This window comes from Pseudomonas reidholzensis, assembly GCF_900536025.1.
Taxonomy (GTDB): domain Bacteria; phylum Pseudomonadota; class Gammaproteobacteria; order Pseudomonadales; family Pseudomonadaceae; genus Aquipseudomonas; species Aquipseudomonas reidholzensis.
Genome location: NZ_UNOZ01000022.1, coordinates 119321 through 141699 on the forward strand (window position 1 = coordinate 119321; position 22379 = coordinate 141699).

General features: G+C 61.2%; 20 protein-coding genes, 1 tRNA gene and 1 pseudogene. 11 read left to right on the forward strand and 11 right to left on the reverse strand.

The genetic code is table 11. From position 1 onward, the window contains the following. Positions 1-221 precede the first annotated feature (221 nt). Positions 222-1223, reverse strand: a complete 1002-nt coding sequence (locus CCOS865_RS15945; RefSeq protein WP_167469069.1) for a GlxA family transcriptional regulator — start codon at positions 1221-1223, stop codon at positions 222-224. Between the two features lie 195 nt (positions 1224-1418). On the opposite strand from CCOS865_RS15945, the gene CCOS865_RS15950 reads away from it, so the two are divergent. Continuing rightward, a complete protein-coding gene (locus CCOS865_RS15950) occupies positions 1419-2306 on the forward strand; it encodes an MBL fold metallo-hydrolase (RefSeq protein WP_119142514.1) in 888 nt (295 codons plus the stop codon). A 524-nt stretch (positions 2307-2830) separates the two neighbouring features. Beyond that, positions 2831-4240, forward strand: coding sequence for a di-heme oxidoreductase family protein (locus CCOS865_RS15955; protein WP_119142516.1), 1410 nt, complete (start codon positions 2831-2833; stop codon positions 4238-4240). Between the two features lie 116 nt (positions 4241-4356). On the opposite strand, the gene CCOS865_RS15960 is transcribed toward CCOS865_RS15955, so the two are convergent. The 3 genes from CCOS865_RS15960 to CCOS865_RS15970 all read right to left on the reverse strand — a co-directional run bounded on the left by CCOS865_RS15960 (position 4357) and on the right by CCOS865_RS15970 (position 5972). Continuing rightward, positions 4357-4932 carry a putative natural product biosynthesis protein gene (locus tag CCOS865_RS15960; protein ID WP_119142645.1) on the reverse strand — a complete coding sequence of 192 codons (576 nt, stop codon included), beginning with the start codon at positions 4930-4932 and terminating at the stop codon, positions 4357-4359. An 83-nt stretch (positions 4933-5015) separates the two neighbouring features. Further along, the gene (locus CCOS865_RS15965) at positions 5016-5411 is read right to left on the reverse strand and encodes a DUF2946 family protein (protein WP_119142518.1); all 396 of its coding nucleotides are present in this window, start codon (positions 5409-5411) and stop codon (positions 5016-5018) included. A 174-nt stretch (positions 5412-5585) separates the two neighbouring features. Next, entirely contained in the window at positions 5586-5972 is a 387-nt protein-coding gene (locus CCOS865_RS15970) for a DUF2946 family protein (RefSeq protein ID WP_119142520.1), read from the reverse strand. 293 nt (positions 5973-6265) lie between these two features. Between CCOS865_RS15970 and CCOS865_RS15975 the strand changes: the two genes are divergently transcribed. The 4 genes from CCOS865_RS15975 to CCOS865_RS15990 all read left to right on the forward strand — a co-directional run bounded on the left by CCOS865_RS15975 (position 6266) and on the right by CCOS865_RS15990 (position 11022). Continuing rightward, positions 6266-7681, forward strand: a complete 1416-nt coding sequence (locus CCOS865_RS15975) for a cytochrome ubiquinol oxidase subunit I (RefSeq protein ID WP_119142522.1) — start codon at positions 6266-6268, stop codon at positions 7679-7681. Position 7682: 1 nt separating this feature from the next. Next, positions 7683-8690 carry a cytochrome d ubiquinol oxidase subunit II gene (gene cydB / locus CCOS865_RS15980; protein ID WP_119142524.1) on the forward strand — a complete coding sequence of 336 codons (1008 nt, stop codon included), beginning with the start codon at positions 7683-7685 and terminating at the stop codon, positions 8688-8690. A 12-nt stretch (positions 8691-8702) separates the two neighbouring features. After that, the gene (locus tag CCOS865_RS15985) at positions 8703-8843 is read left to right on the forward strand and encodes a DUF2474 domain-containing protein (RefSeq protein ID WP_119142526.1); all 141 of its coding nucleotides are present in this window, start codon (positions 8703-8705) and stop codon (positions 8841-8843) included. A gap of 127 nt (positions 8844-8970) precedes the next feature. After that, positions 8971-11022 carry a TonB-dependent receptor gene (locus CCOS865_RS15990; protein ID WP_119142528.1) on the forward strand — a complete coding sequence of 684 codons (2052 nt, stop codon included), beginning with the start codon at positions 8971-8973 and terminating at the stop codon, positions 11020-11022. Positions 11023-11106: 84 nt separating this feature from the next. On the opposite strand, the gene CCOS865_RS28575 is transcribed toward CCOS865_RS15990, so the two are convergent. Both CCOS865_RS28575 and CCOS865_RS28465 read right to left on the reverse strand, forming a co-directional pair. Next, positions 11107-11844: a GlxA family transcriptional regulator gene (locus tag CCOS865_RS28575; protein WP_279630136.1), complete on the reverse strand. Its 738-nt coding sequence runs from the start codon at positions 11842-11844 to the stop codon at positions 11107-11109. 15 nt (positions 11845-11859) lie between these two features. Next, the gene (locus tag CCOS865_RS28465; RefSeq protein ID WP_244216129.1) at positions 11860-12069 is read right to left on the reverse strand and encodes a hypothetical protein; all 210 of its coding nucleotides are present in this window, start codon (positions 12067-12069) and stop codon (positions 11860-11862) included. Positions 12070-12358: 289 nt separating this feature from the next. Here CCOS865_RS28465 and CCOS865_RS28050 point away from each other — a divergent pair, with 289 nt between their 5' ends. Then, complete coding sequence (locus tag CCOS865_RS28050; protein ID WP_147406517.1) at positions 12359-12688, forward strand: hypothetical protein; 330 nt, start codon at positions 12359-12361, stop codon at positions 12686-12688. Between the two features lie 44 nt (positions 12689-12732). Here the strand turns inward: CCOS865_RS28050 and CCOS865_RS16000 are convergent, their stop codons facing one another. Further along, the gene (locus tag CCOS865_RS16000) at positions 12733-14247 is read right to left on the reverse strand and encodes an IclR family transcriptional regulator domain-containing protein (protein ID WP_119142530.1); all 1515 of its coding nucleotides are present in this window, start codon (positions 14245-14247) and stop codon (positions 12733-12735) included. 167 nt (positions 14248-14414) lie between these two features. On the opposite strand from CCOS865_RS16000, the gene CCOS865_RS16005 reads away from it, so the two are divergent. From CCOS865_RS16005 to CCOS865_RS16020, 4 genes and pseudogenes are all read left to right on the forward strand, one after another. Then, complete coding sequence (locus tag CCOS865_RS16005) at positions 14415-15755, forward strand: MFS transporter (protein WP_119142531.1); 1341 nt, start codon at positions 14415-14417, stop codon at positions 15753-15755. 10 nt (positions 15756-15765) lie between these two features. After that, a complete protein-coding gene (locus tag CCOS865_RS16010; protein ID WP_119142533.1) occupies positions 15766-16740 on the forward strand; it encodes a hydroxyacid dehydrogenase in 975 nt (324 codons plus the stop codon). A 27-nt stretch (positions 16741-16767) separates the two neighbouring features. After that, a complete protein-coding gene (locus CCOS865_RS16015) occupies positions 16768-17406 on the forward strand; it encodes an RraA family protein (protein ID WP_119142535.1) in 639 nt (212 codons plus the stop codon). Between the two features lie 126 nt (positions 17407-17532). Continuing rightward, positions 17533-17649, forward strand: a pseudogene (locus CCOS865_RS16020) (oxidoreductase); the annotation flags it as partial. Between the two features lie 56 nt (positions 17650-17705). On the opposite strand, the gene CCOS865_RS16025 reads toward CCOS865_RS16020, so the two are convergent. The 4 genes from CCOS865_RS16025 to uvrC form a co-directional block, all read right to left on the reverse strand. Continuing rightward, on the reverse strand, positions 17706-19454 hold the full coding sequence (locus tag CCOS865_RS16025) for a BCCT family transporter (protein WP_119142537.1): 1749 nt from the start codon (positions 19452-19454) through the stop codon (positions 17706-17708). 359 nt (positions 19455-19813) lie between these two features. After that, a tRNA-Gly gene (locus CCOS865_RS16030) sits at positions 19814-19889 on the reverse strand. Positions 19890-19953: 64 nt separating this feature from the next. Further along, positions 19954-20514 (reverse strand): CDP-diacylglycerol--glycerol-3-phosphate 3-phosphatidyltransferase, encoded by a 561-nt coding sequence (gene pgsA / locus CCOS865_RS16035; protein ID WP_119142539.1) that lies wholly within the window; start codon positions 20512-20514, stop codon positions 19954-19956. 33 nt (positions 20515-20547) lie between these two features. Further along, complete coding sequence (uvrC, locus tag CCOS865_RS16040; RefSeq protein WP_119142541.1) at positions 20548-22371, reverse strand: excinuclease ABC subunit UvrC; 1824 nt, start codon at positions 22369-22371, stop codon at positions 20548-20550. Positions 22372-22379 lie beyond the last annotated feature (8 nt).

Here is a 22379-nt window from a genome sequence, read left to right on the forward strand (position 1 = left end):
GCCCTGTTGGTAAAGCAAATTCGCATTGTCCAGGGGGCACCGAGAGAAATAGCACTGATAGATTACCCGGCAGCGAACGCATAGCGAATGTACCCAGGACTTAGGCCTACTGATTCCGGGGTAGGCCCTGGCACGGCCTGCGCCTAGCGGCAAGCGCCGAGGGTTCCTCACCGGCCTCATCGCAGCCGGCACGCATGGATCGCGTGCTATGGACTGAAATATCACTCGGCAATACCTTCACGGCCCCTCGCCTTCCGGTCCGAGTTGGTTTCTCGAGAAAACGTTCGGCGGTATTCAGAAGGCGACGTGCCGAGATGGACGCCGAATTGTTGCCGCAATGAGAGGGGCGTTCCAAAACCTGCCTCGCCCGCAATGCATTCGATAGGCAAGTCAGTGGTTTCCAAAAGCGCTTGAGCGCGAACAACGCGCTCTGCGTTCAGCCAGGTTGAAACCGTACTGCCAGTCGCTTCCCTGAATCGCCGGGTGAAGGTGCGCCGGCTCATGTTCGCCTTGTCCGCCAAGACATCGAGCGAAAGGTCACTGGACAGGTTCAATCGCGCCCACGCCAGCACATCGGATAAATGAGTCTGGCTGGATAGCTGCGGCATGGGGTGCTCAACGTACTGGCCTTGGCCGCCCTGCCTGTGCGGCGGTGTCACCAGCATCTTTGCGGTGCGATTCGCCACTTCAGCACCGAGACGCTGGCGCACAAGATGAAGGCAGCAGTCGATTGCTGCCACGGTTCCAGCCGAGGTCATGATGTTGCCGTCACTGATGTAGAGCACATCAGGTCTGAACCGAACCTCAGGAAAGCGCCGTGCAAACTCGTCTCTCGCTGCCCAGTGAGTCGTTGCCTCTTTGCCATCGAGGAGCCCGGCATCTCCAAGCACGAATGCTCCCAAGCATAACCCGACGATGAGCTTGCCCTGGGCGTCTGCGGACTTCAGGGCTTTCACAAGCGGTGCGCAAGCAGTAACGGATTGATCGCCCCACGCGGGGATGACAATGACCTCAGCGTCCTCCATGCACTCAAGGCCATGCGTGACCGCCAAGCCGATGCCTTGGTCGCTATTCACCATTCCCGGTGTCTCGGCGAAATAACTCACCTCGTAGTGAGGTTCGCCGGGTGCTGATTGAGCCGTCCCCAGTACCACACCGGGCACCGACAGATGGAACAGACTTACGCCTTCAAAAGCTAAAACAGCAACACGTATGGATTGCATCACGTCGCCTCGGTTTGGCCTGTACCGCACGTCCATCGCACGCCAACGCCCTGAAAAAGTTTGGCGCCGGCCCCCGCTCCAGGATCACGCTCATCGCCTGGCCCAATTATATCGGAAATTGTCATTCAGGCCACTATTAGGCTACAAGGCGTTCGGCAAGAATGGTGTCCTCGATTAATGAACAGGATTAACCTCATGCGTTTGAAAGCACTTCCTCTGGCCTGGAGCATCATCGCTGCTGTAGGCAGCACCCAAGCATTTGCGGGCGTTGAAGCCCCTGAGTCGTCCGCAGTTCATAAAGTGGATCTGCAGCAAGTGCGCAACGCCACGGTGAAAATCACCTATGGCGACACGACCTTCCTGATCGACCCGATGCTGGCTAAAAAGGGCGCTTATCCTGGGTTTGAACATACCTACCGGAGCAACCTGCGCAACCCGATGGTTGATCTGACCGAGTCGCCCGCGAAGGTGATTTCGGGTGTTGACGCAGTCATCGTCACCCATACGCACCTCGATCACTGGGACGATGCGGCACAGAAAGCGCTGCCTAAAGACATCCCTTTGTTCACGCAGCATGAGGAAGATGCTCAGCTGATTCGTTCCCAGGGTTTCAAGAATGTACGCGTATTGACGAATGAAGCTGAATTCGGCGGCGTCACAATCACCAAGACCGGTGGTCAGCATGGCACAGACGAAATGTATGCCATTCCCGCCCTCGCGAAACCCCTTGGCGAAGCCATGGGCGTAGTCTTTCAAGCGCCTGGCTACAAGACCCTTTACCTCGCTGGCGATACTGTCTGGCGTAAAGAAGTAGACCAGGCCATCGAGCACTATCACCCCGAAGTCATCGTGCTCAATGCTGGCAAGGCAAAAATGGCTGGGTACGAGGGATCGATCATCATGGGTGAGGAAGACGTCCTTCGGGCGTCCCAGGCCGCCAAAACCGCTAAAATCGTCGCGGTTCACATGGACGCCATCAACCATATGTCCCTCACCCGTGAAGCGCTGCGGGCCTACGTCAAGAAGCAAGGCATCGAAAGCCGCGTAGATATTCCAGAAGACGGCGCTTCTCTGGAGTACTGAATACACCACTGCTAGCCGCGGCCGACGTTCTCTTGCTTCAGCGCAAGCAGTTCGGCGCGATGCAAACAGTGTCGTTGCACCGGTCTGCGTAGGCGCGACCAGCGGCTCCACTGGAAAAGCAAAAGCCGAGCTGCCTGCAGCCCGGCTTTTGCTTTTTGACACGACGAAAACCCTGCCAAGAGCAACCACCGTGTCAACTTCAAACTAGCACGTGCGGGACTGCGCCCCGCCCTGCGACAGTACGCCGCACCACGATCCAGCAGGGGCAGTCACTCGAGCGTTCAAGCCACCGCCCCCAGCACCTGAGACACGCTGTCGCACCTGACTTCGGCGCCCACGTCCCTAGACTACGAGCTCCAACAAGCACTCAAGACTACAAAGCCGTGAACGACGCCATGTCCAAGTGATCCGGGCGCCCAGCCAGCGCGTTGCTCAACACGCAAAGCCCTCCCACCGAGGGCCGGCCCATCCTGTGCGCAGGCAGTCGGCCTTTGCCCCGACACCTTCTGATTTCGAGTGGCACCATGCGCACCTCCTCCCTACTCGCCATGACACTGGCCAGTCTGCTGACCGGCTGTGGCGACCCGAACGCTCAACCTGAACCGGGCGAGCAGCTGCCGGGTGGTAGTACCACCGTGCAACGCTTCGATAAAGATGCGTTCTCCATGCCGGCGGCGAACCTGTCGCCGTCAAGGCGCATGGACTTTTTCGTCGGTAACGCGTTCTTCCGCGGAAACTGGCATGTGGCCCACCCCGAGCGCCGCCCGGGTGGCCGAGTCGGCCTGGGGCCGCTGTTCAACACCGATGCTTGCCAGAGCTGCCATATCAAGGATGGTCGGGGCTTCCCGCCAACCGAGGGTAGCGCTGCACCTGCCGTATCGTCACTGGTGCGCCTGTCGGTCACGGCAGACCCCGCCCAGGCCGAGCAGCTTGAACGTCTTGGCGTTATCCCTGAACCCACTTATGGCGGCCAGTTGCAGGATGCCGCCATCGATGGGCATGCGCCGGAGGGGCGTGTTCACCTGCGCTATGAATCACGCCAGGTCACCCTCGCCGACGGCGAACGGGTCGACCTGCGCCGGCCGCTGATCGACATTCGCCAGTTAGGCTACGGCCCGTTGCACCCGCAGACGCAGATGTCATTGCGAGTGGCGCCGCCCATGATCGGCCTTGGCCTGCTGGAAGCGATCAGCGACAGCGACCTGGAACAGAACGTCCTTGACCAGGCTCGCGACGCAGGCCCCGTGCGTGGCCAACTGAACCAGGTCTGGGACGAACTGCAACAGCGCACCACGATCGGCCGCTTCGGCTGGAAGGCCGGCCAACCCAACCTCGACCAGCAGAACGCTCACGCCTTCGCCGGCGACATGGGGCTGACCAGCAGCGTGCTGCCCCGCGATGACTGTACCGAACATCAGTCGGCCTGCCGCCAGGCAGCCCAGGGAGGGACTCCGGAAGTCAGTGACAAGGTTCGGGCTCAGGTGCTGTTCTACAGCCGCACGCTCGGTGTGCCGGCACGGCGGGGCATTCAAGCGCCTCAGGTACTCGAAGGCAAAGGGGTTTTCCACGCCGCCGGCTGCGCCGCCTGTCACCGCCCGTCCTATGTGACCGGCACACACCCGCTGCCGGAGTTGTCCGGCCAACGCGTCTTCCCGTATACCGATCTGTTGCTGCACGACATGGGTGAAGGCCTGGCGGACCACCGCCCGGAGTTTCGCGCCACTGGCCGGCAGTGGCGCACCCCACCCTTGTGGGGGCTGGGCTTGACCGGGGTGGTCAGCGGCCACACGCAGTTGCTGCACGATGGCCGGGCACGCAGCGTACTGGAAGCGATCCTCTGGCACGATGGCGAGGCCAGCCAGGCTCGCGATGCAGTGATCAAGCTGGATCGCGGACGGCGTGAAGCGTTGCTGACATTCCTGCACTCACTTTGAGATGTGCGCAACTGAAGGCGCGCATGGCTTGAAGTACGTCCCTCGTCGGCATCTCGAAACAGGTTGCGGTCACAGGAAAACCGCACGCCGCCGTTCGCCCGGCTTGCTCACACGGCTTATCCCGGTACCGGCAACCAGCGTCGGAAGCTGCTGGCACCCTTGGCGCTCAGCGGGCTCCAGGAAAAATCCCAGGGGGGTGGCGGCAGATCCTCGTCCTCCCCCTGGGAAACCGTGGCCGGACGCACCCCCGTCTTCCACTCCACTACACGCGCGGCCATGGGCTGCCAGGCCATTACCAGGCCGCGGGCCTGGGACACATCGGCCGCTACCCAGAGCGCGGCCGCGGCCACCATGAAGGCCTCGACATGCTCTTCGGTCACACGCGCCTGGTAGGGTGAGGCCAGCAGCCAGCGGCAGACACTGATGTAATAGGTCCAGTCCAGGGCCGGATGGTGGCGATAGGCCCAGGTCATGAAGCGTCGGAACAGCTCCAGGCCTTCCGGCGGGTCGAGCTTGAGCAGCCCCGGACAGACATCGAACAGCGTGTGCCAGTACGGCAAAAGGCGTGCGTCAAGGTTGACGAAACTGCGCGCATTGCAGGGATAGTCGGGAAACGGCAGCAGGAAATCGCCGTTGCGCGACGGGCGAGCAGGTGCCTCCGCCGCGGCGGAAACGTTCAGGGTTCGGGACATCGTGTGTTCCTCGATGCAGATAGCCTTTGGCAGGCCCATGCCACCAACCTTGCTGGTACGCACAGACCCGCAGTCCTTTGAGTTCAGGCAATCGGCATGGGCGAAGCACGAGGGTTGATCGACGGCCAGCAGTGCCGGGGCGAACAGCCGCGGGCCGCTTGCACCTGACCGACCGGCAGCGCACGAGGCAGTGCCACCGGCACTACCAGCGCAGCCGGCAGCGGTGCCGGGCCACCTTGGGCGCAGCAACAGTGACCAGGGTCCGACACCACCGTACTGGCGGCGCCCTCCTTGTCCAGCAGGGGCAACTGACCCCCACCCGACGCGCAATAGCTGCCCGTCAGCAGTTGAGCCAGGTTCAGCTCGCCCAGGGTACTGGCCATGGGCAGGGCCAGCACCTTGAGCAGCATCGCCAGCAGCGCTGCGACCCAGAGGTTGTCCCAGGTGCGCGCGCGCAGGCCGCAACGCGCCGCGCTCATGCCTTTTTAGTCGGCGTGAGCGCAGGGATAGGAACAGTCATGACAGGTCTTCTCCAACGACGGTGATGTCAGCCGCCAGCTCCCGTCAATGGGCGTGCCAAGGGGCACACGCACGCAGGAGCCGACGTCCGGATGGCGGGCACAAGCCCGCTTCGCGCCAAGGCGCAGGCAGCGTCAGAGAGGAGAAGCGCGGGGGTTGGACGAGGGCCAGCAATAGCGCGGAGGTGCCTGGCTGCGCACCTCTCGGATGGGCATGCGGCGATTGGCATTGGCATTGGCAATCAGCCAGGCCACGCCCACCAGGAATACCAGGGTGAGAAAGGCCGCCGAACACATCGGGCAAGAGAGCGTCTTGGTCAGGTCTGTCCCAGCCAACGCGCCGTCTTGCTTGGCCTGCAATGCCGAGGTAGCGGAACCCAGGCTGCAGAAGGCGCCGCCAAAACCATTCAGCGCCAGACCCAGCGCCTGCCCGTGGGCCAGGCCACAGGAAAGCACATTGAACAGGACACAGAAATACAGTGCCAAGGCAATGGAAGGACGATGGGAAGGCGGACGGTTCATGGGCGGCGACTCTAGCATCGAATCCGCCCAGGTTGAAGGGCGACCTGCCATCAGCACTGACTGCGACAAGCCGTCGCACCCCACCCCTGCGGCCTAGCCCCGCTACCCGCAACGGCCCTGGGTGGACAGATTGTCGCAGTTGGTCGCGCCAGGCAGCGTCCTTACAGTGGCGCCGCCATTGCGATGGCCACTTCGGACAACCCCTAGACCCGACCGCAGGCCCGGCCAGGACCCCGGACACTGCTTCCCCTGACCGGCGCCCGTGCGCCCTCCCCCCGTGAGGCCCCATCATTATGAGCGTGCTCGAGGCGCTAGACCTGGCTCGAATCCAGTTCGCCTTCACCGTTTCGTTCCATATCCTGTTTCCCGCCATCACCATTGGCCTGGCCAGTTACCTGGCGGTACTCGAAGGGCTATGGCTGAAAACCGGTACCCAGGTGTACCGCGACCTCTACCACTTCTGGTCGAAGATTTTCGCGGTCAACTTCGGTATGGGCGTCGTGTCCGGCCTGGTGATGGCTTACCAATTCGGCACGAACTGGAGCCGCTTTTCCGACTTCGCCGGTGCCGTCACCGGCCCATTGCTGGCCTACGAGGTACTGACCGCATTCTTCCTCGAAGCGGGCTTCCTCGGTGTCATGCTGTTCGGCTGGAACCGTGTGGGCCGTAACCTGCACTTCTTCTCGACAGTGATGGTGGCGCTCGGCACGCTGGTCTCGACCTTCTGGATTCTGGCGTCCAACAGCTGGATGCAGACACCCCAGGGCCATGAAATCATCGAGGGTCGGGTGGTCCCGGTCGATTGGCTGATGATCATCTTCAACCCCTCATTCCCCTACCGATTGATGCACATGGCCACCGCCGCATTCGTCGCCACCGCCTTCTTTGTCGCCGCCTCCGCGGCCTGGCACCTGCTGCGCGGGCGCGACAACCCGGCGCTGCGCAAGATGCTCTCGATGGCCATGTGGATGGCGCTGATCGTCGCCCCGGTACAGGCGGTGATCGGTGACTTCCACGGCCTCAACACCCTGGAGCACCAGCCGGCGAAAATCGCCGCCATCGAAGGCCATTGGGAGAACGTGCCCGGCGAGCCGACTCCGCTGATCCTGTTCGGCATCCCCGACATGCAGGCCGAGACCACCCGCTACAAGCTGGAGATCCCGGCGCTGGGCAGCCTGATCCTGACCCACAGCCTGGACAAGCAGGTACCGGCATTAAAAGAGTTTCCAGCGGCAGACAGGCCCAACTCGACCATTGTGTTCTGGTCGTTCCGGGTGATGGTCGGCCTCGGTTTGCTGATGATCTTCGTCGGCCTGTGGAGCCTGTGGTTGCGTCGAGGGGGCAAGCTCTACAGCTGCAAGCCGTTCCTCTACCTGACCCTGTGGATGGGCCCGTCCGGCCTGATCGCCATCCTGGCCGGCTGGTTCACCACCGAGATCGGCCGCCAGCCGTGGGTGGTGTACGGCCTGATGCGCACCTCAGAGGGCGTCTCCAACCACGACGCGACTCAGTTGGGCATCACCCTGGTGATGTTCGTGGTGGTCTATTTCGCGCTCTTCGGCACCGGCCTGGGCTACATGATGCGCCTGGTGCGCAAAGGGCCGCAGACCGGCGAGGGCGAGCAGGACAATCCGGGTGGCCCGGGCCAACGGCACACGCCGGCACGGCCGTTGTCGGCCGCCAACGACTTTCAGCACGAGGTGAACTGAGATGGGTATCGATCTTGCGCTGATCTGGGCCGTGATCATCATCTTCGGCGTGATGATGTACGTGGTCATGGACGGCTTCGACCTGGGCATCGGCATGCTCTTCCCGTTCGTCAAGGACGCACGTGACCGGGATGTGATGATGAACACGGTTGCCCCGGTGTGGGACGGCAACGAAACCTGGCTGATCCTCGGCGGCGCGGCGCTGTTCGGCGCTTTCCCGCTGGCCTATGCGGTGGTGCTCGAGGCGTTGTACCTGCCGTTGATCCTGATGCTGATGGGGTTGATCTTCCGGGGCGTGGCCTTCGAGTTCCGCTTCAAGGCCAAGCCCGCCAAGCGCCATCTGTGGGACAAGGCCTTCATCTGGGGCTCACTGGTCGCGACCTATTTCCAGGGCGTCGCCCTGGGCGCCTTCATCGAAGGGATCAAAGTGGTCGAGCGCAAGTATGCCGGAGGCGCCCTCGACTGGCTGACGCCGTTCAGCCTGTTCTGCGGGCTGGGCCTGGTGGTCGCCTACAGCTTGCTCGGTTGCACCTGGCTGGTCATGAAGACCGAAGGCCCGCTGCAGCGGCGCATGCACGATGTCGCCAGGCCGCTGGCGCTGGTGCTGCTGGTGGTGATCGCCGTCGTCAGCCTGTGGACGCCGCTGGCCCACCCGCAAATCGCCGACCGTTGGTTCAGCATGCCCAACCTGATGTGGTTCATGCCAGTCCCGGTCCTGGTACTGGTGACGTTCTACGGGCTGCTGCGTGCCGTGGCACGCAACGCCCACTACACGCCGTTCCTGCTGACCCTGTCATTGATCTTCCTGGGCTACAGCGGCCTGGGCATCAGCCTGTGGCCCAACATCGTGCCGCCGTCGATCAGCATCTGGGAGGCCGCGGCTCCCCCGCAGAGCCAAGGCTTCATGCTGGTGGGCACGCTGTTCATCCTGCCCATCATCCTCGGCTACACGTTCTGGAGCTACTACGTGTTCCGCGGCAAGGTGACCCATGAAGACGGCTATCACTAGGAGTACGAGGTGATGAACCCAAGCTCGAAGCAACCGTGGTGGCGCCGCCTCGCCTGGCTGGTGCTGATCTGGGTGGGCAGCGTCGCCGCGCTGGGCCTGTTCGCCTGGCTGATCCGACTGTTCATGATGGCCGCAGGTATGCGCAGTCATTGATCCCGCTGTGTGCTGCGCCTGGGAGCAACAGGCGCACAACAGCACCTTTACAGCCCGCAGTCTTGCGCTCGATGCGTGCTCCGCACCGCGCCTGACCCTGCACGACCGTTATTGCCAGGAACCCACCATGCCTGTATTCCGTTGCACCGCACGGGCCGTTCTGCCCGTGCTAGCCCTGTTCGGCCTCAACCCCCTGTCGCTGGCCATCGCACAAACGCTGCCCAGCGAAAACTCGACCCTCACCCTCGGCGCGGTCAATGTGACCGGCACCAGCAGCGGCCCGCTGGCCGCTACCAGCGTGCTCAGTTCGGTGGACATTCTGGGCGGTGACATCCTCGAAAAGATGCCGGTCGCCTACAGCTGGGAGCTGTTCCGCCGAGCACCGGGGGTCATGCTCACCGAGTTCAACCAAGGCACGACGTCCGGCAAGCTGTCGTTTCGCGGTTTCAATGGCGAAGGCGAAGTCAATGCCGTCAAACTGTTGATCGACGGCATTCCCAGCAACACCAATGACGGCAACATGCCCTTCATCGACGCGGTGTTCCCCATGGACATCGACAGCATCGAGGTGGTGCGCGGCACCAGCGACCCACGCTACGGCCTGAACAACATCGCCGGCAACGTCAACATCAATACCCGCACTGGCGGCAACTACAACAAGGCGCGCCTGCGTTATGGCAGCTTCAACACCCGCGAAGTGCAACTGGCCAAGGGCATCGAGACCCGCAACTGGACGCAGAACTACTTCTTCGCCCGCCAGCAGGTCGACGGCTATCGCGAGCATGGCGATACCGAACGCTACAGCTTCAGCGGCAAGTGGTTCTACACCCCGGATGATGGCAACTACCGCGTGGGCCTGATCGCCCGCCACTACGAAGCCGAGGCACAAGAAGCGGGCTACCTGAGCGAAGCCGATGCGCGTCAGCACCCGCGCATGAGCAACGACTTCAACGCTACCGACAAGGGTACGCGGCGCATGAATCAGCTCAGCGTGCATGTCGACGCGGACCTCAATGACACCCTGGCATGGTCGGCCAAGACCTACCTGAATACCTTCGATGACCGCCGCTGGACCCAGTACTGGCGCACCAGCGCGCAACAAGAACGCGATGCCTACGAGACGCAGTACGGCGCGATGTCCTCGCTGACCTGGCGGCCGGAGGTTGACTGGCTGCACGGGTTTGCCCTGGAAGGCGGCAGCGATGTGCAGCAGCAGGCAAACCGCAGCGAGCGCTACCGCACGCTGCAGCGCGTACGCCAGTCGCAGACCCGCGATCAGGACTTCGACTTCAACACCGTCGGCGCCTATGTGCAGGCCGAGATCGAACCGTTCGAATCGCTGAAGATCGTGCCCGCCTACCGCGTCGACAAGATCAGCGGCGACTTCACCAACGTGCTCACCGGCCAGGACTCCGACATCAACGACTATGGGCTGATCAAGCAACCCAAGCTCAGCGTGGTCTACTCACCCTGGAAGTCCGCGAGCGTCTATGCCAACTGGGGCCGTACATTCCAGGTGGGCAGCGGCGCCGCGGCCTATAAAGTGCCGCCGCGCACTGAAGACCTGCAACCGTCGATCAACGAAGGCTGGGAAACCGGGGTCAAGTTCACCCCCGCCCGCTGGATCGACGGACGAGTCGCCTACTGGCGCCAGGATGCCACCGGCGAAGTCAGCCGCCGCCTCAATGACCCCAGCGGAGAGTCCGACAATGTCGGCGAAACCCGCCGCTGGGGGTACGACCTGCAAGTCAATCTGCACCCGGACGAACGCACCGAAGTGTGGATGTCGTACGCCTGGCAATACTCGAAAATCCTTGAACCCAGCAGCGCGTTGCCCCAGAGCAAAGGCAAGGAAATCGACCATGTTCCGCATCACCTGTGGAACACCGGCATCCGCTATCAGGCCACGCCAGCGTTGCAGTTGAGCGCGTGGATGAACGGCCAGACCGACTATTATCTGGAGCGGGAAAACACCCAAGGCACGTACGGCGGTTATGTGCTGATGAACATCGGCGGTACTTACACATTCAGCGAAACGCTGAGTGTGGATCTGCAGTTGAAGAACCTCACAGACCGCGACTATGCGTATGCGTGGTACGACCCTGATGGCGCGAATGCGTCGCTGCATTCTCCCGGCGATGGGCGGGCGTTGTACGCGGGGTTGACCCTCGACTTTTAAGTCGTGCGGGAGTGCCCGGCATCTTGCCAGGCGCTCCCGACAGTGGGGACAAGCGTCCCTGCTTACAGGCACTTTGGTTGCGCTTCATTTCTGTGAATTGAAGCGAACTCGATACTCTCCAGGTGTCACGCCAAACGTCTTGATAAACCGTCGAATGAGCGTTGACTCGCTGCCCACTCCGCAGCGTTTGGCGATCGTTTTCAGCGGACTGTTCGACGTAACCAACAAATGACGAACCGCATCCAGTCGCAGCGATTCGACCATCTTGCTGGGTGTACTGCCTGTCTGTTGAGTATACCGCCGGGCAAAGGTCCTCTCGCTCATACTCATAAAGCTCGCCATGGCGGAAACCGAAAGATCACCCTCCAGGTTATTACTCAACCAGGCATGAAGGTCTGAAAAATGGCTGCTTTTAGATTGCAGCGCCAACGGTGAACTGAACTGCTCTTGATCTCCAGGGCGCCGTAAATACACCACCAAGTGACGCGCCACTTCAAGTGCCGCCGCGTGCCCCAGGTCGTTCTCAACGATTGAAAGGGCCAAATCAATACCTGAGGTCACACCTGCGGATGTCCAAAGGTGGCCATCGTTGATAAAGATGGGCCCTCTTTTTACGATGACTGAAGGGAAAGCGCTTTCGAGCTCGTCATAGGCTGACCAATGGGTAGTGACTGTTCGGCCGTCCAGTTGACCCGCTGCCGCCAGCGCAAATACTCCCGTACACACTGAGACCAGCCGCTGGGCGTTGTTAACATGCTCGACAAAGTGCGAGAAGAATCTTGAATCCTTGCAGAACGCTTGAATTCCCGCCCCGCCCGGCACGATCAGTGTATGCGCTTAACGCGTTTCAGGCGTCAGCCGTTCAGGCGCTATTGAAAAACCGCCAAAGACCTCAGGCATTTCATTCAGTGCAACAATCGAAATTGAATAAGGCGGATGTGCACAGCGCGCCAAATAATTAGCGGCAATAAAGACCTCCAATGGGCCCGCCAAATCAAGAAGACTGACCTTGGGATAAGCAACAAAATGTATCGACTTAGTTTGCATTCATAGCCACTCCCGAACATCGATTGGCGCGCCATGAAGTCTGATCATTTGAACGGAAGGCGTCAATGCAGCAGGGTTGCGGATACGAAGGTTCGACGTACGAGGCGTCGCATGCACGCGTCTGCCGCGCACCGTTTCTGCCACAGGAATGGCGGAAATGATCAACATTCTGACCTTTTCTCGAAAACAGGCTGGTGCATACTAAATTCAGACACAACCTCTACGAACCCCAGCGCGTCACCCACCTAACACCTGTGCCCTGCATTCACATTTTCAGGGGGATTTCACCATGCCTGACTCACCACGCAACCTTATTGAATTCGAAACGCACATGGATGAAACCCTTCATCTTGAAATCGTGCTGCTGTTACATCACATCGCGCAGGTGTCGCCCAACCATATCAGGCACACACTAAAAAAAACCGATAACCCTCAGACCTGGCGCTTAGAGTTTACGTGGCGTGATGCGGCCTCCATGGAAAATCATTTCTCGTCTGGTTCGCTGCAGACGCTGCTGAATCTATTGATTTCACGGTGTTCCAGACTGTCGTTTACGGAATTTCAAATACCACCGCCTGATACCCAGCACCCTAGGCTATCGACCCCACATTCACGCTGAGTTCAACCGTGTTTTTACTGATGTCAGGCTGCACAAAATGCGCGTCAATCTCTAATAGTCTCCCCCAGGGAGAGCAAACGCCCGATACGCTTCGTCGCTGACTTCATGCTTTCGACTAATCCAGGCACATCGCACTCTTGCTTTCGATATTGCGGGATGGTGGCTGATAGCGCGCCCGCCACCTGACCATCGACGAAGAACGGTACACCAATACCAAATGCCCCTAATACACGTTCGCCATCACCCACAGACCAGCCGCGCTTTCTGATCGCCAGCAGATCTGCCTGAAGTTCCTCATGGGATACGATTGTGGTCTCGGTGAATTTCTGCAGCGTCAATCCGTCAGCAACACCTGGGGCCAGGTGAGCCAAGACTGCCTTGCCCGCGCCCCCTGCATAGAGCGGCACATCGACGCCCGTTTCGAGCGTGTATTGGATGGGTCGCCATCCCTGCACAACCTCGATGAAGTGCGCTTTGGCGGTCTTGGCGTCATAGCTCAAAAACGCGACGGTTTCGCCGGTTTCCTTGACCAGGGACTCGATGACGCCCCGGCACAATTTAGCGGTCGTGCACGCTTTATTGTTCAACAGCGCGGCCCATTGATACAAGCGTGCGCCTGGGTACAGCGCCTCGCTCGTCGCAAACACCAGGTTCGCCTGGGAGGCGGACTCAATGATTTTCCGAGCCGTCGCAGCATTGCAGTGTAATTGCACTGCGATTCCGGAACTGCACAGGTACCCGTTCGGTGCAGCGCAAAGCATCTGCAACAGCCCCTCAAGCCGAGCTACGGTAGAGCTGTCATCAGCGCTGATGTGCTGCTCGGCCCCGCGAGGTTGAAAGAGCAAGCGCTCAAGCTCACTCACCACATCATCGACCGTCTCACGTGAGGCCCGTGTCCCCTGCGTATCGTCGCCACCCAGGTCGTGAAGTGAAACCGAGATGATCAACCCCTGGGCCAAGCGCCTGGTCACTATCGTAACGGCAGGGGGGAACTCGTACTCCGCTATCGGCGCAACGGGACTCACAGCCTTGTCGGGCGTGCACTGCGAATCGCTGTCTGGCGTACGCTGTAAAACGTCCTTGAAGCCACGGCCGATATCGCCAAAACCCAAGGGGTAGACCGCACCGATCTGCGGGCGAAATGCCAGGGTGGCCTGGGCCTGACCGCAATAGAGCACGTAATAGCCGTTTACGTGCGGGGCATACACCGAGAGCAGCGCCGCCTGCTTGGCGCCCCCTGCCAGCCCGTCCAGAAGACGCCTGCCGGCGCTCAGCAACGCGCTGCGGTTACTCAGGGCAAGCATGAGCACCCTGAAACGTGGCCCCACTCGATATTTGCCTACCCCCTCCTCCACCGCGAAGTCGCGATCGACCAATGCGGTGAGGATTCGATTGATCGTGCTGCGGCTCTCGTTCAGCTCGCTTGCCAACTCCCTCACCCCCCAGGGCTCGCCGTCCGCTCGTCTGACCAAAGCGTCCATCACCTCGATCAACCGTCCATGGCTGGAGGTGGCAGCAGAGGCTTTAGCACTGGAGATTTCGAGGGGGGCATTAGGCATATCAGGTTACTTGCAAGCGTTCGGGGCTCCATTTTGGGCCTGATGCCTTGCCCATGGCAATCATCAGCCTGTTGACAACCACTCACTGCGCGAGGATCCTACAAAAAACAAAACAGGACACTGTCCCATTTTTTAACATGGACGTGACCTATAAGCTGGAGTGACCTATGAATAACAACAATACGCTGACGGAGTCCGTCGCCATGCCTGAGCCTGCAGCCGAGCGCACGACCAAGGCGAAGAAAGCCACCGCCGCCGCCGTGTTCGGCACGTTCGTTGAATATTACGACTTCAGTATCTATGGGTACCTCGCCGCGACGCTGGCGCTCGTGTTCTTTCCCTCCGACGACCCAACGACCGGCCTGCTCAACACCTTTCTGGTGTTTGGCTCCGCCTTCCTGGTGCGCCCTATCGGAGCTGTCGCATTCGGCTGGCTCGGCGACAAAGTCGGGCGTCGTGCAAGCCTGATCGCCAGCATCACCTTGATGGGTATCGCAGCCACGCTGATTGGGTTGCTCCCCGGTTACGCACAAATTGGCGTCTGGGCGCCCATCCTTCTGGTGGCCCTGCGCATGCTTCAAGGCTTCTCGGCAGGCGGCGAGATCGGCGGTGCGGCCAGCTACATTCGCGAATGGGCGCCGGCCAACCGTCGTTCGCTGTACATCTCCTTCCTGCCGTCGATCGCGCAGTTCGGTAAAGGCCTGGCGGCCGCGATCGCCGGCCTGGCAGCCGCATGGCTGACCGATCCGCAGATGGCTGAATGGGGATGGCGTGTTCCGTTCCTGCTGGCCCTGCCGCTGGGCATCATCGGCCTGTGGATGCGCCTGGGCATCGAGGACAGCCCGGAATTCGAATCCAAGAAAGCCGAAGAGACCGAGCCAAAAAGCGCTCCGTTCGCCGAACTCGTGCGTGACTACATGCGCCCGCTGACCAAGGTGATGATGATCTCCATGGTGCAGAACATCGGTACTTACATCGGCACCGTCTTCATTGCAGCGTACTTCAGCTCCATCCTCGGCTACTCGAAAGGTCAAGCGTCCACCATCGTCCTGGTTGCCGTCAGCTTCGCGGCGTTGATGATTCCCCTGGCAGGCCAGCTGGGTTCGATCATCGGCAGCAAAGCCGTGCTGCGCCTGGCCTACCTTGGCTACGCGGTGCTCTCCATTCCGTCCTTCATGCTCATGCAGCAAGGACACGTCAGCCTGGCCATGGCCGGCCTGGCCCTGGGCATGGTGCCGTACGCCTTGTGCCTGGCTGGCACCTACTCGGTCATGCCGGAATTCTTCCCGACCCACGTTCGCCACACCGGGGTCGCATTCGGCCACAGCGTCGGTGCTGTGATCGGCGGTGGCATCGGGCCGTTCATGGCGACCTGGTTGATCGGCGCCAGCGGCAATCAGATGGCGCCTGCCTTCATTCTCTGCGGCGCCGGTGTTATCGGCCTGCTCGTGTTGTGGACTGTCCGCAAACACGCTGACGCCGACGACAACAAACATCAATTTTCCTGAGTACAACAACATGTCGCTTATCTACGTCACGAGCCCTATTCACGCGACGGTGCTTGCTCGTCTTGCTGATCTGGGTGAGGTTCGTCTTGGCTACGGCCCCAACGCCGTGGGCTATGACGAAATCCGTAATCAGGTGGAGGCCGTATTTTTGCGCGGCGGCCATATCAGCGCTGAGATGATCGCCGCGTCGCCGAAGCTGCGCATCGTCGCTCGACACGGCGCGGGCTACGACAACGTCGATTACCAGGCGGCGCAAGCGCACGGCGTCTGGGTGACCAACACGCCAGGCGCAAACCAGCGCAGCGTGATCGAACACGTCTTCGCTCTGCTGCTATCGCTGTGCCGCCAGCTGCCGATGGCCACCGAACAGACCCGCAACCGCAATTGGGCACAAGACCGTCTTGCGCTGACGGGCATCGAGCTTGAAGGCCGCACGTTGGGCCTGGTGGGCTTTGGCAACATTGGCTCTAGCGTTGCGCCCGTTGCTGAAGCCTTCGGCATGAAGGTGATCTTCACCGACCCGGCCATCGAGCCAGGCTCGGACAGCCGTTGGGTAGACTTCGACACTCTGCTGGCCACTGCCGATGTCGTCAGCCTGCACGTGCCGCTGCTGGCAACCACCCGCAACCTGATCGGCGCACCTGAATTCGCCAAGATGAAAGACGGCGCGATGCTGATCAATACCAGCCGTGGTGGCGTGGTTGACGAAGAAGCCATGGTCAACGCGCTGAAGAGCGGAAAACTGGCGGGCGCTGGTGCGGATGTACTCAATGCCGAGAACGCCGACATGATCACACCGTTCGATCACCCCACCCCCGACATCGCCAATACACCCAACCTGATCGTGACCGCCCACGTTGCCGGACAGACTGACGAGTCGCTCATGCGCGTCGGCATGAGCGCACTGCAGGCCATTGCTGCCGTGCTCAACGGTGAAGCGCCCGCGCACCCCGTCAACACGCCTGTGCCGAAGTCGTTCAGCTAAGTCTTTTTTCGTAAGTGGAGGTATCCAATGTTCATCAATGTGTCCGACGAGTCGATCAGCGTCAACGCTGATTGGCAGCGAGCCGAGCTGTCATTGATCGAAGCAATTTCGCACTACCCCGTGGCGCTCATCGGTGACGTGCTCCAGCGCATGGGCATGATGGCATCGGCCATTCGCCACACCGCCGGCAAGCCGAGCTTCTTTGGCACCGTCCTCCCGCTCAATACCCGCGAAGGCGACAACCTCGCCATTCACCGAGCACTGGATGAGGCCCGGCCTGGTGATGTGTTGGTGATCAACGGCAACAGCGAAGTGAACCGCTCGGTATTCGGCGACCTGTTGGGCGAAATCTGCCTGGCCAAGCAGGTCGCAGCGGTCGTCATTGACGGTGCGGTGCGTGACGTTGAAGAACTGAACAGCATGGGCTTGCCGGTATACGCCCGCGCAGTGAACCCTGCCGGCCCCTCGAAGTGGGGCCCTGGCCAGGTTGGCATTCCAGTCGCTTGCGGCAACGTCGTCTGCTACCCAGGCGACGCCATCATCGGTGACCGCGACGGCATCATTGTCATCGCTCGCAGCGCGATCCCGACCTTGGCCGAGAAGGTCAGGCAACAGGACGGCTACGAAAACAGCTTCCGCGAAAAAGTGCGGGCCAGCGTGCGCTAAACGCACATTGCCCAGGTAGGCAGCGGCCTCCCACGCCTCGACCAGACCCTGTCGAGGGGCTGCTGCCTACACCCTACTCAAGCGCTCCGATGATCAGAACAAGGGGCGTTGGCCCTGATTCGGGCGCACGGCGTGCGGGTGAACGCGATCGCACCCGGCGAGATCGATACCGCGATCCTGTCTGCCGGTACCGAGCTGATCGTCGAGCGATCGATCCCCATGAAGCGCATGGGCAAGCTGTGATGAAGGCTACATCATCCCTGGATGCGCAGCGCATTCCCCGCCAACGCAGTGAGCACTCATGACCCCGAGACGTGCTCTTTTTCCCTCGCGTGCTTGGGTGAGGATTTGGTTTCCTGGACGACGATGTAAAACTCCTCGCCATGCTTCACCGCCCCGTAGAGCACTGCCTTTTCGATCAGTTCGCTGCCCCGCAGGTGACGCAACATCATGGGATCCTTGCGCAGATCGCGGTACAGCGCCAGGCACAGGAATACCATCACGACCACAAACGGCAGTGACACGACGATAGTCAGATTCTGTAGCCCGGTAAGGGCAGCGCCGGGATTCGCGGGGTCGCCAATCGCCAGCATGATCGCGGCAACGGTACCGGTCAGGCCGCCCCAGAAAATCACCGTGGCCCGCGACGGCTCGGTCGTCCCGCGCTCCGATAGCGTGCCCATTACCAGTGATGCCGCGTCAGCCCCGGAGACGAAGAAGATCGCCACCAGCACCATGACCAATACCGACGTCAGGCTAGCCAGCGGGTATCCGTTCAGGAGCTGGTAAAGCGCGTTGTTACTGTTCACCACGCCGTCCACCAACAGCAGGCTGCCGTCGCGCACCGCATCGATACTTGCGCCACCGAACAAGGTGAACCAGATCAGGCTGACGAGGCTTGGCACCAGCAGCACGCCGCTGACGAATTGGCGGATGGTCCGCCCGCGACTGATGCGTGCGATGAACATACCGACGAACGGGGTCCAGGAAATCCACCACGCCCAGTAGAACACCGTCCAGCTGGCCAACCAGCTGTCCATCTGAGGCCCGCCACTGGCACTGGTACGCGCCATCATTTCGGGCAGCAGCTTGATGTAGACACCGATAGAGGTGGGCAGCAGGTTCAACATCAACAACGTAGGGCCGACCAGAAACACGAACACTGCCAGCGCAAGGGCCAGGATCATGTTGACGTTGGACAGCCACTGAATTCCTTTACCAATCCCGGACACCGCAGAGGCAACGAAGGCGATGGTCAGGACAGTCACGATGGCGAGGTAGAAGACCTTGCCAGGATTGTCGATCCATCCGTTGTACTCCAGGCCGCCGGCGATCTGCAGCGCGCCGAGCCCGAGTGAAGCGGCAGAGCCGAACAACGTGGCAAAAATGGCCATCATGTCGATCACTCGCCCCAGCGGCCCGTTGGCATGCTTGCCTATCAGGGGGCGGAATGCAGTCGAGACCAGCTGAGAGCGGCCGCGCCGAAACGTACCATAGGCAATCGCCAGACCGACAATCGCGTACATCGCCCACGGATGCAGCGTCCAGTGAAAGAGTGTGGTGGCCATGGCCACTTGCATCGCCTCGCTGGACTGAGGAGCAGCCGACCCCGGAGGGGGTGTCATGTAGTGAGACAGCGGCTCAGCGACGCCAAAGAACATCAGGCCGATACCCATGCCGGCACTGAACATCATGGCGACCCAGGAGACCGTACGAAACTCGGGTACCTCACCGTCTCGCCCCAGTGGGATCCTCCCGTACCGGCTCGCCGCCAGCCAGAGGACGAAGACCACAAACAGCGTCGATGTCAGAACGAAGAACCAGCCGAAGTTGATGATGACCCAGGATTGAGCCGCTGAAGCGCTAGCGGCGAGGGTCGCCTGGCTGGCGAACCCCCAGATGATGAATGCGATTGCGCTGATACTGGTAATGCCGAACACGATCCAGTCGATCTTGCCTTCGAGATGGCGATCTTGCCTCGCCTCTTCTGTTTTGGAAGGGTCGGTTACGCCGAGCGCCAGGGTTTCAGCGTTGTTTTCCATTGCCATGAATAGCCACCCATTTTTGTTATTTTTGCAGGTCTTTGTTCTTGTACTTGTCAGTAACGCTGCAAACAGTCCGACGTCAGTGCGCACTGGAGGCCAGGCGATTATCCGGTTCCTATGCGCGTCTCCTGTTCTGAGAACGGCCATGCGCAACCTCTGGACGACTCCCAATATCTGCGCAGACGCCTTCAATTCGTGCTGTAGACCAGGACCCAGGGACAAAACGCGCCCAAACAAAAGCCCCCACCTCCAGAGCGCTGGAGGTGGGGGCTTCGGTGTTTTTCGCTGAAACGAAAAAAGGCCCCGAAGGGCCTTTTTTCAACGACTTACAGACTTCAGTAGAACTCTGTAAATCTTTATTTTGGAGCGGGAAACGAGACTCGAACTCGCGACCCCGACCTTGGCAAGGTCGTGCTCTACCAACTGAGCTATTCCCGCGTCGTGATGGTGGCTATTCTAACGATCTACCAAACGACGTCAACCCCTTGATTCAAAAAAACTTTTATTTCTGCTCGGAGCCTTCGCGCAAGTGCGGCCAGGCGGCGATCAGGTAGTGCACCATCGAGATCAGGGTCAGCGCCGCGGCCACCAGCAGCAGGGTGTAACCGGTGACTACCCAGAAGCCGAACACCGGCGGGTTGGCCAGCAGGATCACCAGCGCCAACATCTGCGCGGCGGTCTTCCACTTGCCCAGGTCGGACACGGCCACATGCGCCCTCGCCCCCAGCTCGGCCATCCACTCGCGCAGCGCCGAGACGACGATCTCGCGGCCGATGATCACCGCCGCCGGCAGGGTCAGCCAGAAGTTGGCATGCACCTGCACCAGCAGTACCAGCGCGACCGCGACCATCAGCTTGTCGGCGACCGGGTCGAGGAAGGCGCCGAACGGGGTGCTCTGCTCCAGCTTGCGGGCCAGGTAGCCGTCCAGCCAGTCAGTGGCGGCGGCGATCGCGAACACCGTGCTGGCGGCCATGTAGCTCCAGTGATAGGGCACATAGAACAGCATGATGAAGATCGGGATGAGCAGGACGCGTAGAACGGTGAGCAGATTTGGAATATTCATCGGTACGACTGGCTGCGAGTTGAGCCAGGCATTCTACTCGCTATGCAGGCTGGCATAAATCGACTCGGCAAGCTTTTTACTGATCCCGGGTGCCTTGGCGATCTCGTCGATACTGGCGCGGTTGAGCTCTTGCAGGCCGCCGAAGTGTTTCAGCAGGTCGCGCCGGCGCTTGGGCCCTACCCCGGCGACGTCCTCCAGGCTCGAGGTACGACGGGCCTTGCCGCGCCGGGCGCGGTGGCCGGTAATGGCAAAACGGTGGGCTTCGTCGCGGATCTGCTGGATCAGGTGCAGCGCCGGGGAGTCGCCCTTGAGGGTGAACTCATGGGCCACGTCATTCAGGTACAGGGTCTCGAAACCGGCCTTGCGGGTGACCCCCTTGGCCACGCCGAGCAGGGTCAGGTCGGTCATGCCGAGCTCCTGCATGACGTCGCGGGCCATGTTCAGCTGGCCCTTGCCGCCGTCGACCAGGAGTACGTCGGGCAGCTTGCCCTCGCCGTCCTTGATCCGCCCGTAGCGGCGCATCAGCGCCTGGTGCATGGCGGCGTAGTCGTCGCCCGCGGTGACGCCTTCGATGTTGAAGCGGCGGTAGTCGGACTTGAGCGGCCCTTCGGGGCCGAACACCACGCAGCTGGCGACGGTGGCTTCGCCGCTGGAATGGCTGATGTCATAGCACTCGAGGCGCTGCGGCACTTCGTCGAGGCCCAGTACCTGGGCCAGGGCTTCGAAGCGCGAGGCCATGTGCTGGCGGTTGGCCAGTCGAGCGTTGAGGGCCTGTTCGGCGTTGGTGACCGCCAGTTGCTGCCAGCGGGCACGGGTGCCGCGCACGCGCTGGGTGATGGTCAGTTCGCGGCCGCGCAGGGCCTCGGCGGCGGCGCAGATGGCCTCGAAGTCTTCGTGGACGACGTTGACGATCAGTTCGCCAGGCAGCTCGCGCTCGGCGTTGCCCAGGTAGTACTGGGAGAGGAAGGCCGACATCACTTCGCTGACGTCTTCTTCGATGCCGACCTGCGGGAAGAAGTTCTTGCTGCCCAGCACGCGGCCGCCGCGCACGCTGATCAGGTGCACGCAGGCGCCGCCTGGGTTGATGAAGGAGGCGACGACGTCGACGTCACCAGAGCCGCCTTCCATGTACTGCTGGTCCTGGACGCGGCGCAACAGGGCGATCTGGTCGCGCAGTTCGGCGGCCTTCTCGAAGTTGAGGGTCATTGCCGCCTTTTCCATCTCGGCGTTCAGCTCGTTGCCCAGTTGCTGGCTGCGGCCCTCGAGGAACATCACCGAGTGGCGCACGTCTTCGGCGTATTCCTCGGGGGTGACCAGGCCGACACACGGGGCCTTGCAGCGCTTGATCTGGTACTGCAGGCACGGCCGGGTGCGGTTGGCGTAGTAGCTGTCTTCGCACTGGCGCACCGAAAAGCCCTTTTGCAGCAGGCTCAGGCTCTCGCGAATGGCTCCGGCGCTGGGATAGGGCCCGAAATAGCGGCCCTTGGCTTTCTTCGCCCCACGGTGAATGCCCAGTCGTGGGAAGGGGCCGTCAGACAGGAACACATACGGGTAGGACTTATCGTCGCGCAGCAGGATGTTGTAGGGCGGCCGCCATTCCTTGATCAGGTTCTGCTCGAGCAGCAGCGCCTCGGTCTCGTTGGCGGTAATGGTGGTTTCGACCTGGGCGATGCGCCCGACCAGGGCGGCGGTCTTGGGCGCCAGCCCGGTTTTGCGGAAATAGCTGGCCAGACGCTTCTTGAGGTTCTTGGCCTTGCCCACATAGAGCAGCCGCGCCTCGGCGTCGAACATACGGTAAACGCCCGGGCGACCACTGCAGGTCGCCAGGAACGCGCTGGCATCAAAGACTTGGGACATGAGCGGCT

What these genes read in the sequence shown, in the direction of transcription:
- CCOS865_RS15955 (WP_119142516.1), top strand. Translation starts at nt 2,831, where the DNA reads ATGCGCACCTCCTCCCTACTCGCCATGACACTGGCCAGTCTGCTGACC.
- uvrC (WP_119142541.1), bottom strand. Translation starts at nt 22,371, where the DNA reads ATGTCCCAAGTCTTTGATGCCAGCGCGTTCCTGGCGACCTGCAGTGGT.
- CCOS865_RS15990 (WP_119142528.1), top strand. Translation starts at nt 8,971, where the DNA reads ATGCCTGTATTCCGTTGCACCGCACGGGCCGTTCTGCCCGTGCTAGCC.
- CCOS865_RS15970 (WP_119142520.1), bottom strand. Translation starts at nt 5,972, where the DNA reads ATGAACCGTCCGCCTTCCCATCGTCCTTCCATTGCCTTGGCACTGTAT.
- CCOS865_RS15960 (WP_119142645.1), bottom strand. Translation starts at nt 4,932, where the DNA reads ATGTCCCGAACCCTGAACGTTTCCGCCGCGGCGGAGGCACCTGCTCGC.
- CCOS865_RS15975 (WP_119142522.1), top strand. Translation starts at nt 6,266, where the DNA reads ATGAGCGTGCTCGAGGCGCTAGACCTGGCTCGAATCCAGTTCGCCTTC.
- CCOS865_RS15945 (WP_167469069.1), bottom strand. Translation starts at nt 1,223, where the DNA reads ATGCAATCCATACGTGTTGCTGTTTTAGCTTTTGAAGGCGTAAGTCTG.
- CCOS865_RS15950 (WP_119142514.1), top strand. Translation starts at nt 1,419, where the DNA reads ATGCGTTTGAAAGCACTTCCTCTGGCCTGGAGCATCATCGCTGCTGTA.
- pgsA (WP_119142539.1), bottom strand. Translation starts at nt 20,514, where the DNA reads ATGAATATTCCAAATCTGCTCACCGTTCTACGCGTCCTGCTCATCCCG.
- CCOS865_RS28050 (WP_147406517.1), top strand. Translation starts at nt 12,359, where the DNA reads ATGCCTGACTCACCACGCAACCTTATTGAATTCGAAACGCACATGGAT.
- CCOS865_RS16005 (WP_119142531.1), top strand. Translation starts at nt 14,415, where the DNA reads ATGAATAACAACAATACGCTGACGGAGTCCGTCGCCATGCCTGAGCCT.
- CCOS865_RS16010 (WP_119142533.1), top strand. Translation starts at nt 15,766, where the DNA reads ATGTCGCTTATCTACGTCACGAGCCCTATTCACGCGACGGTGCTTGCT.
- CCOS865_RS28465 (WP_244216129.1), bottom strand. Translation starts at nt 12,069, where the DNA reads ATGCAAACTAAGTCGATACATTTTGTTGCTTATCCCAAGGTCAGTCTT.
- CCOS865_RS16015 (WP_119142535.1), top strand. Translation starts at nt 16,768, where the DNA reads ATGTTCATCAATGTGTCCGACGAGTCGATCAGCGTCAACGCTGATTGG.
- CCOS865_RS15965 (WP_119142518.1), bottom strand. Translation starts at nt 5,411, where the DNA reads ATGAGCGCGGCGCGTTGCGGCCTGCGCGCGCGCACCTGGGACAACCTC.
- cydB (WP_119142524.1), top strand. Translation starts at nt 7,683, where the DNA reads ATGGGTATCGATCTTGCGCTGATCTGGGCCGTGATCATCATCTTCGGC.
- CCOS865_RS16025 (WP_119142537.1), bottom strand. Translation starts at nt 19,454, where the DNA reads ATGGCAATGGAAAACAACGCTGAAACCCTGGCGCTCGGCGTAACCGAC.
- CCOS865_RS15985 (WP_119142526.1), top strand. Translation starts at nt 8,703, where the DNA reads ATGAACCCAAGCTCGAAGCAACCGTGGTGGCGCCGCCTCGCCTGGCTG.
- CCOS865_RS16000 (WP_119142530.1), bottom strand. Translation starts at nt 14,247, where the DNA reads ATGCCTAATGCCCCCCTCGAAATCTCCAGTGCTAAAGCCTCTGCTGCC.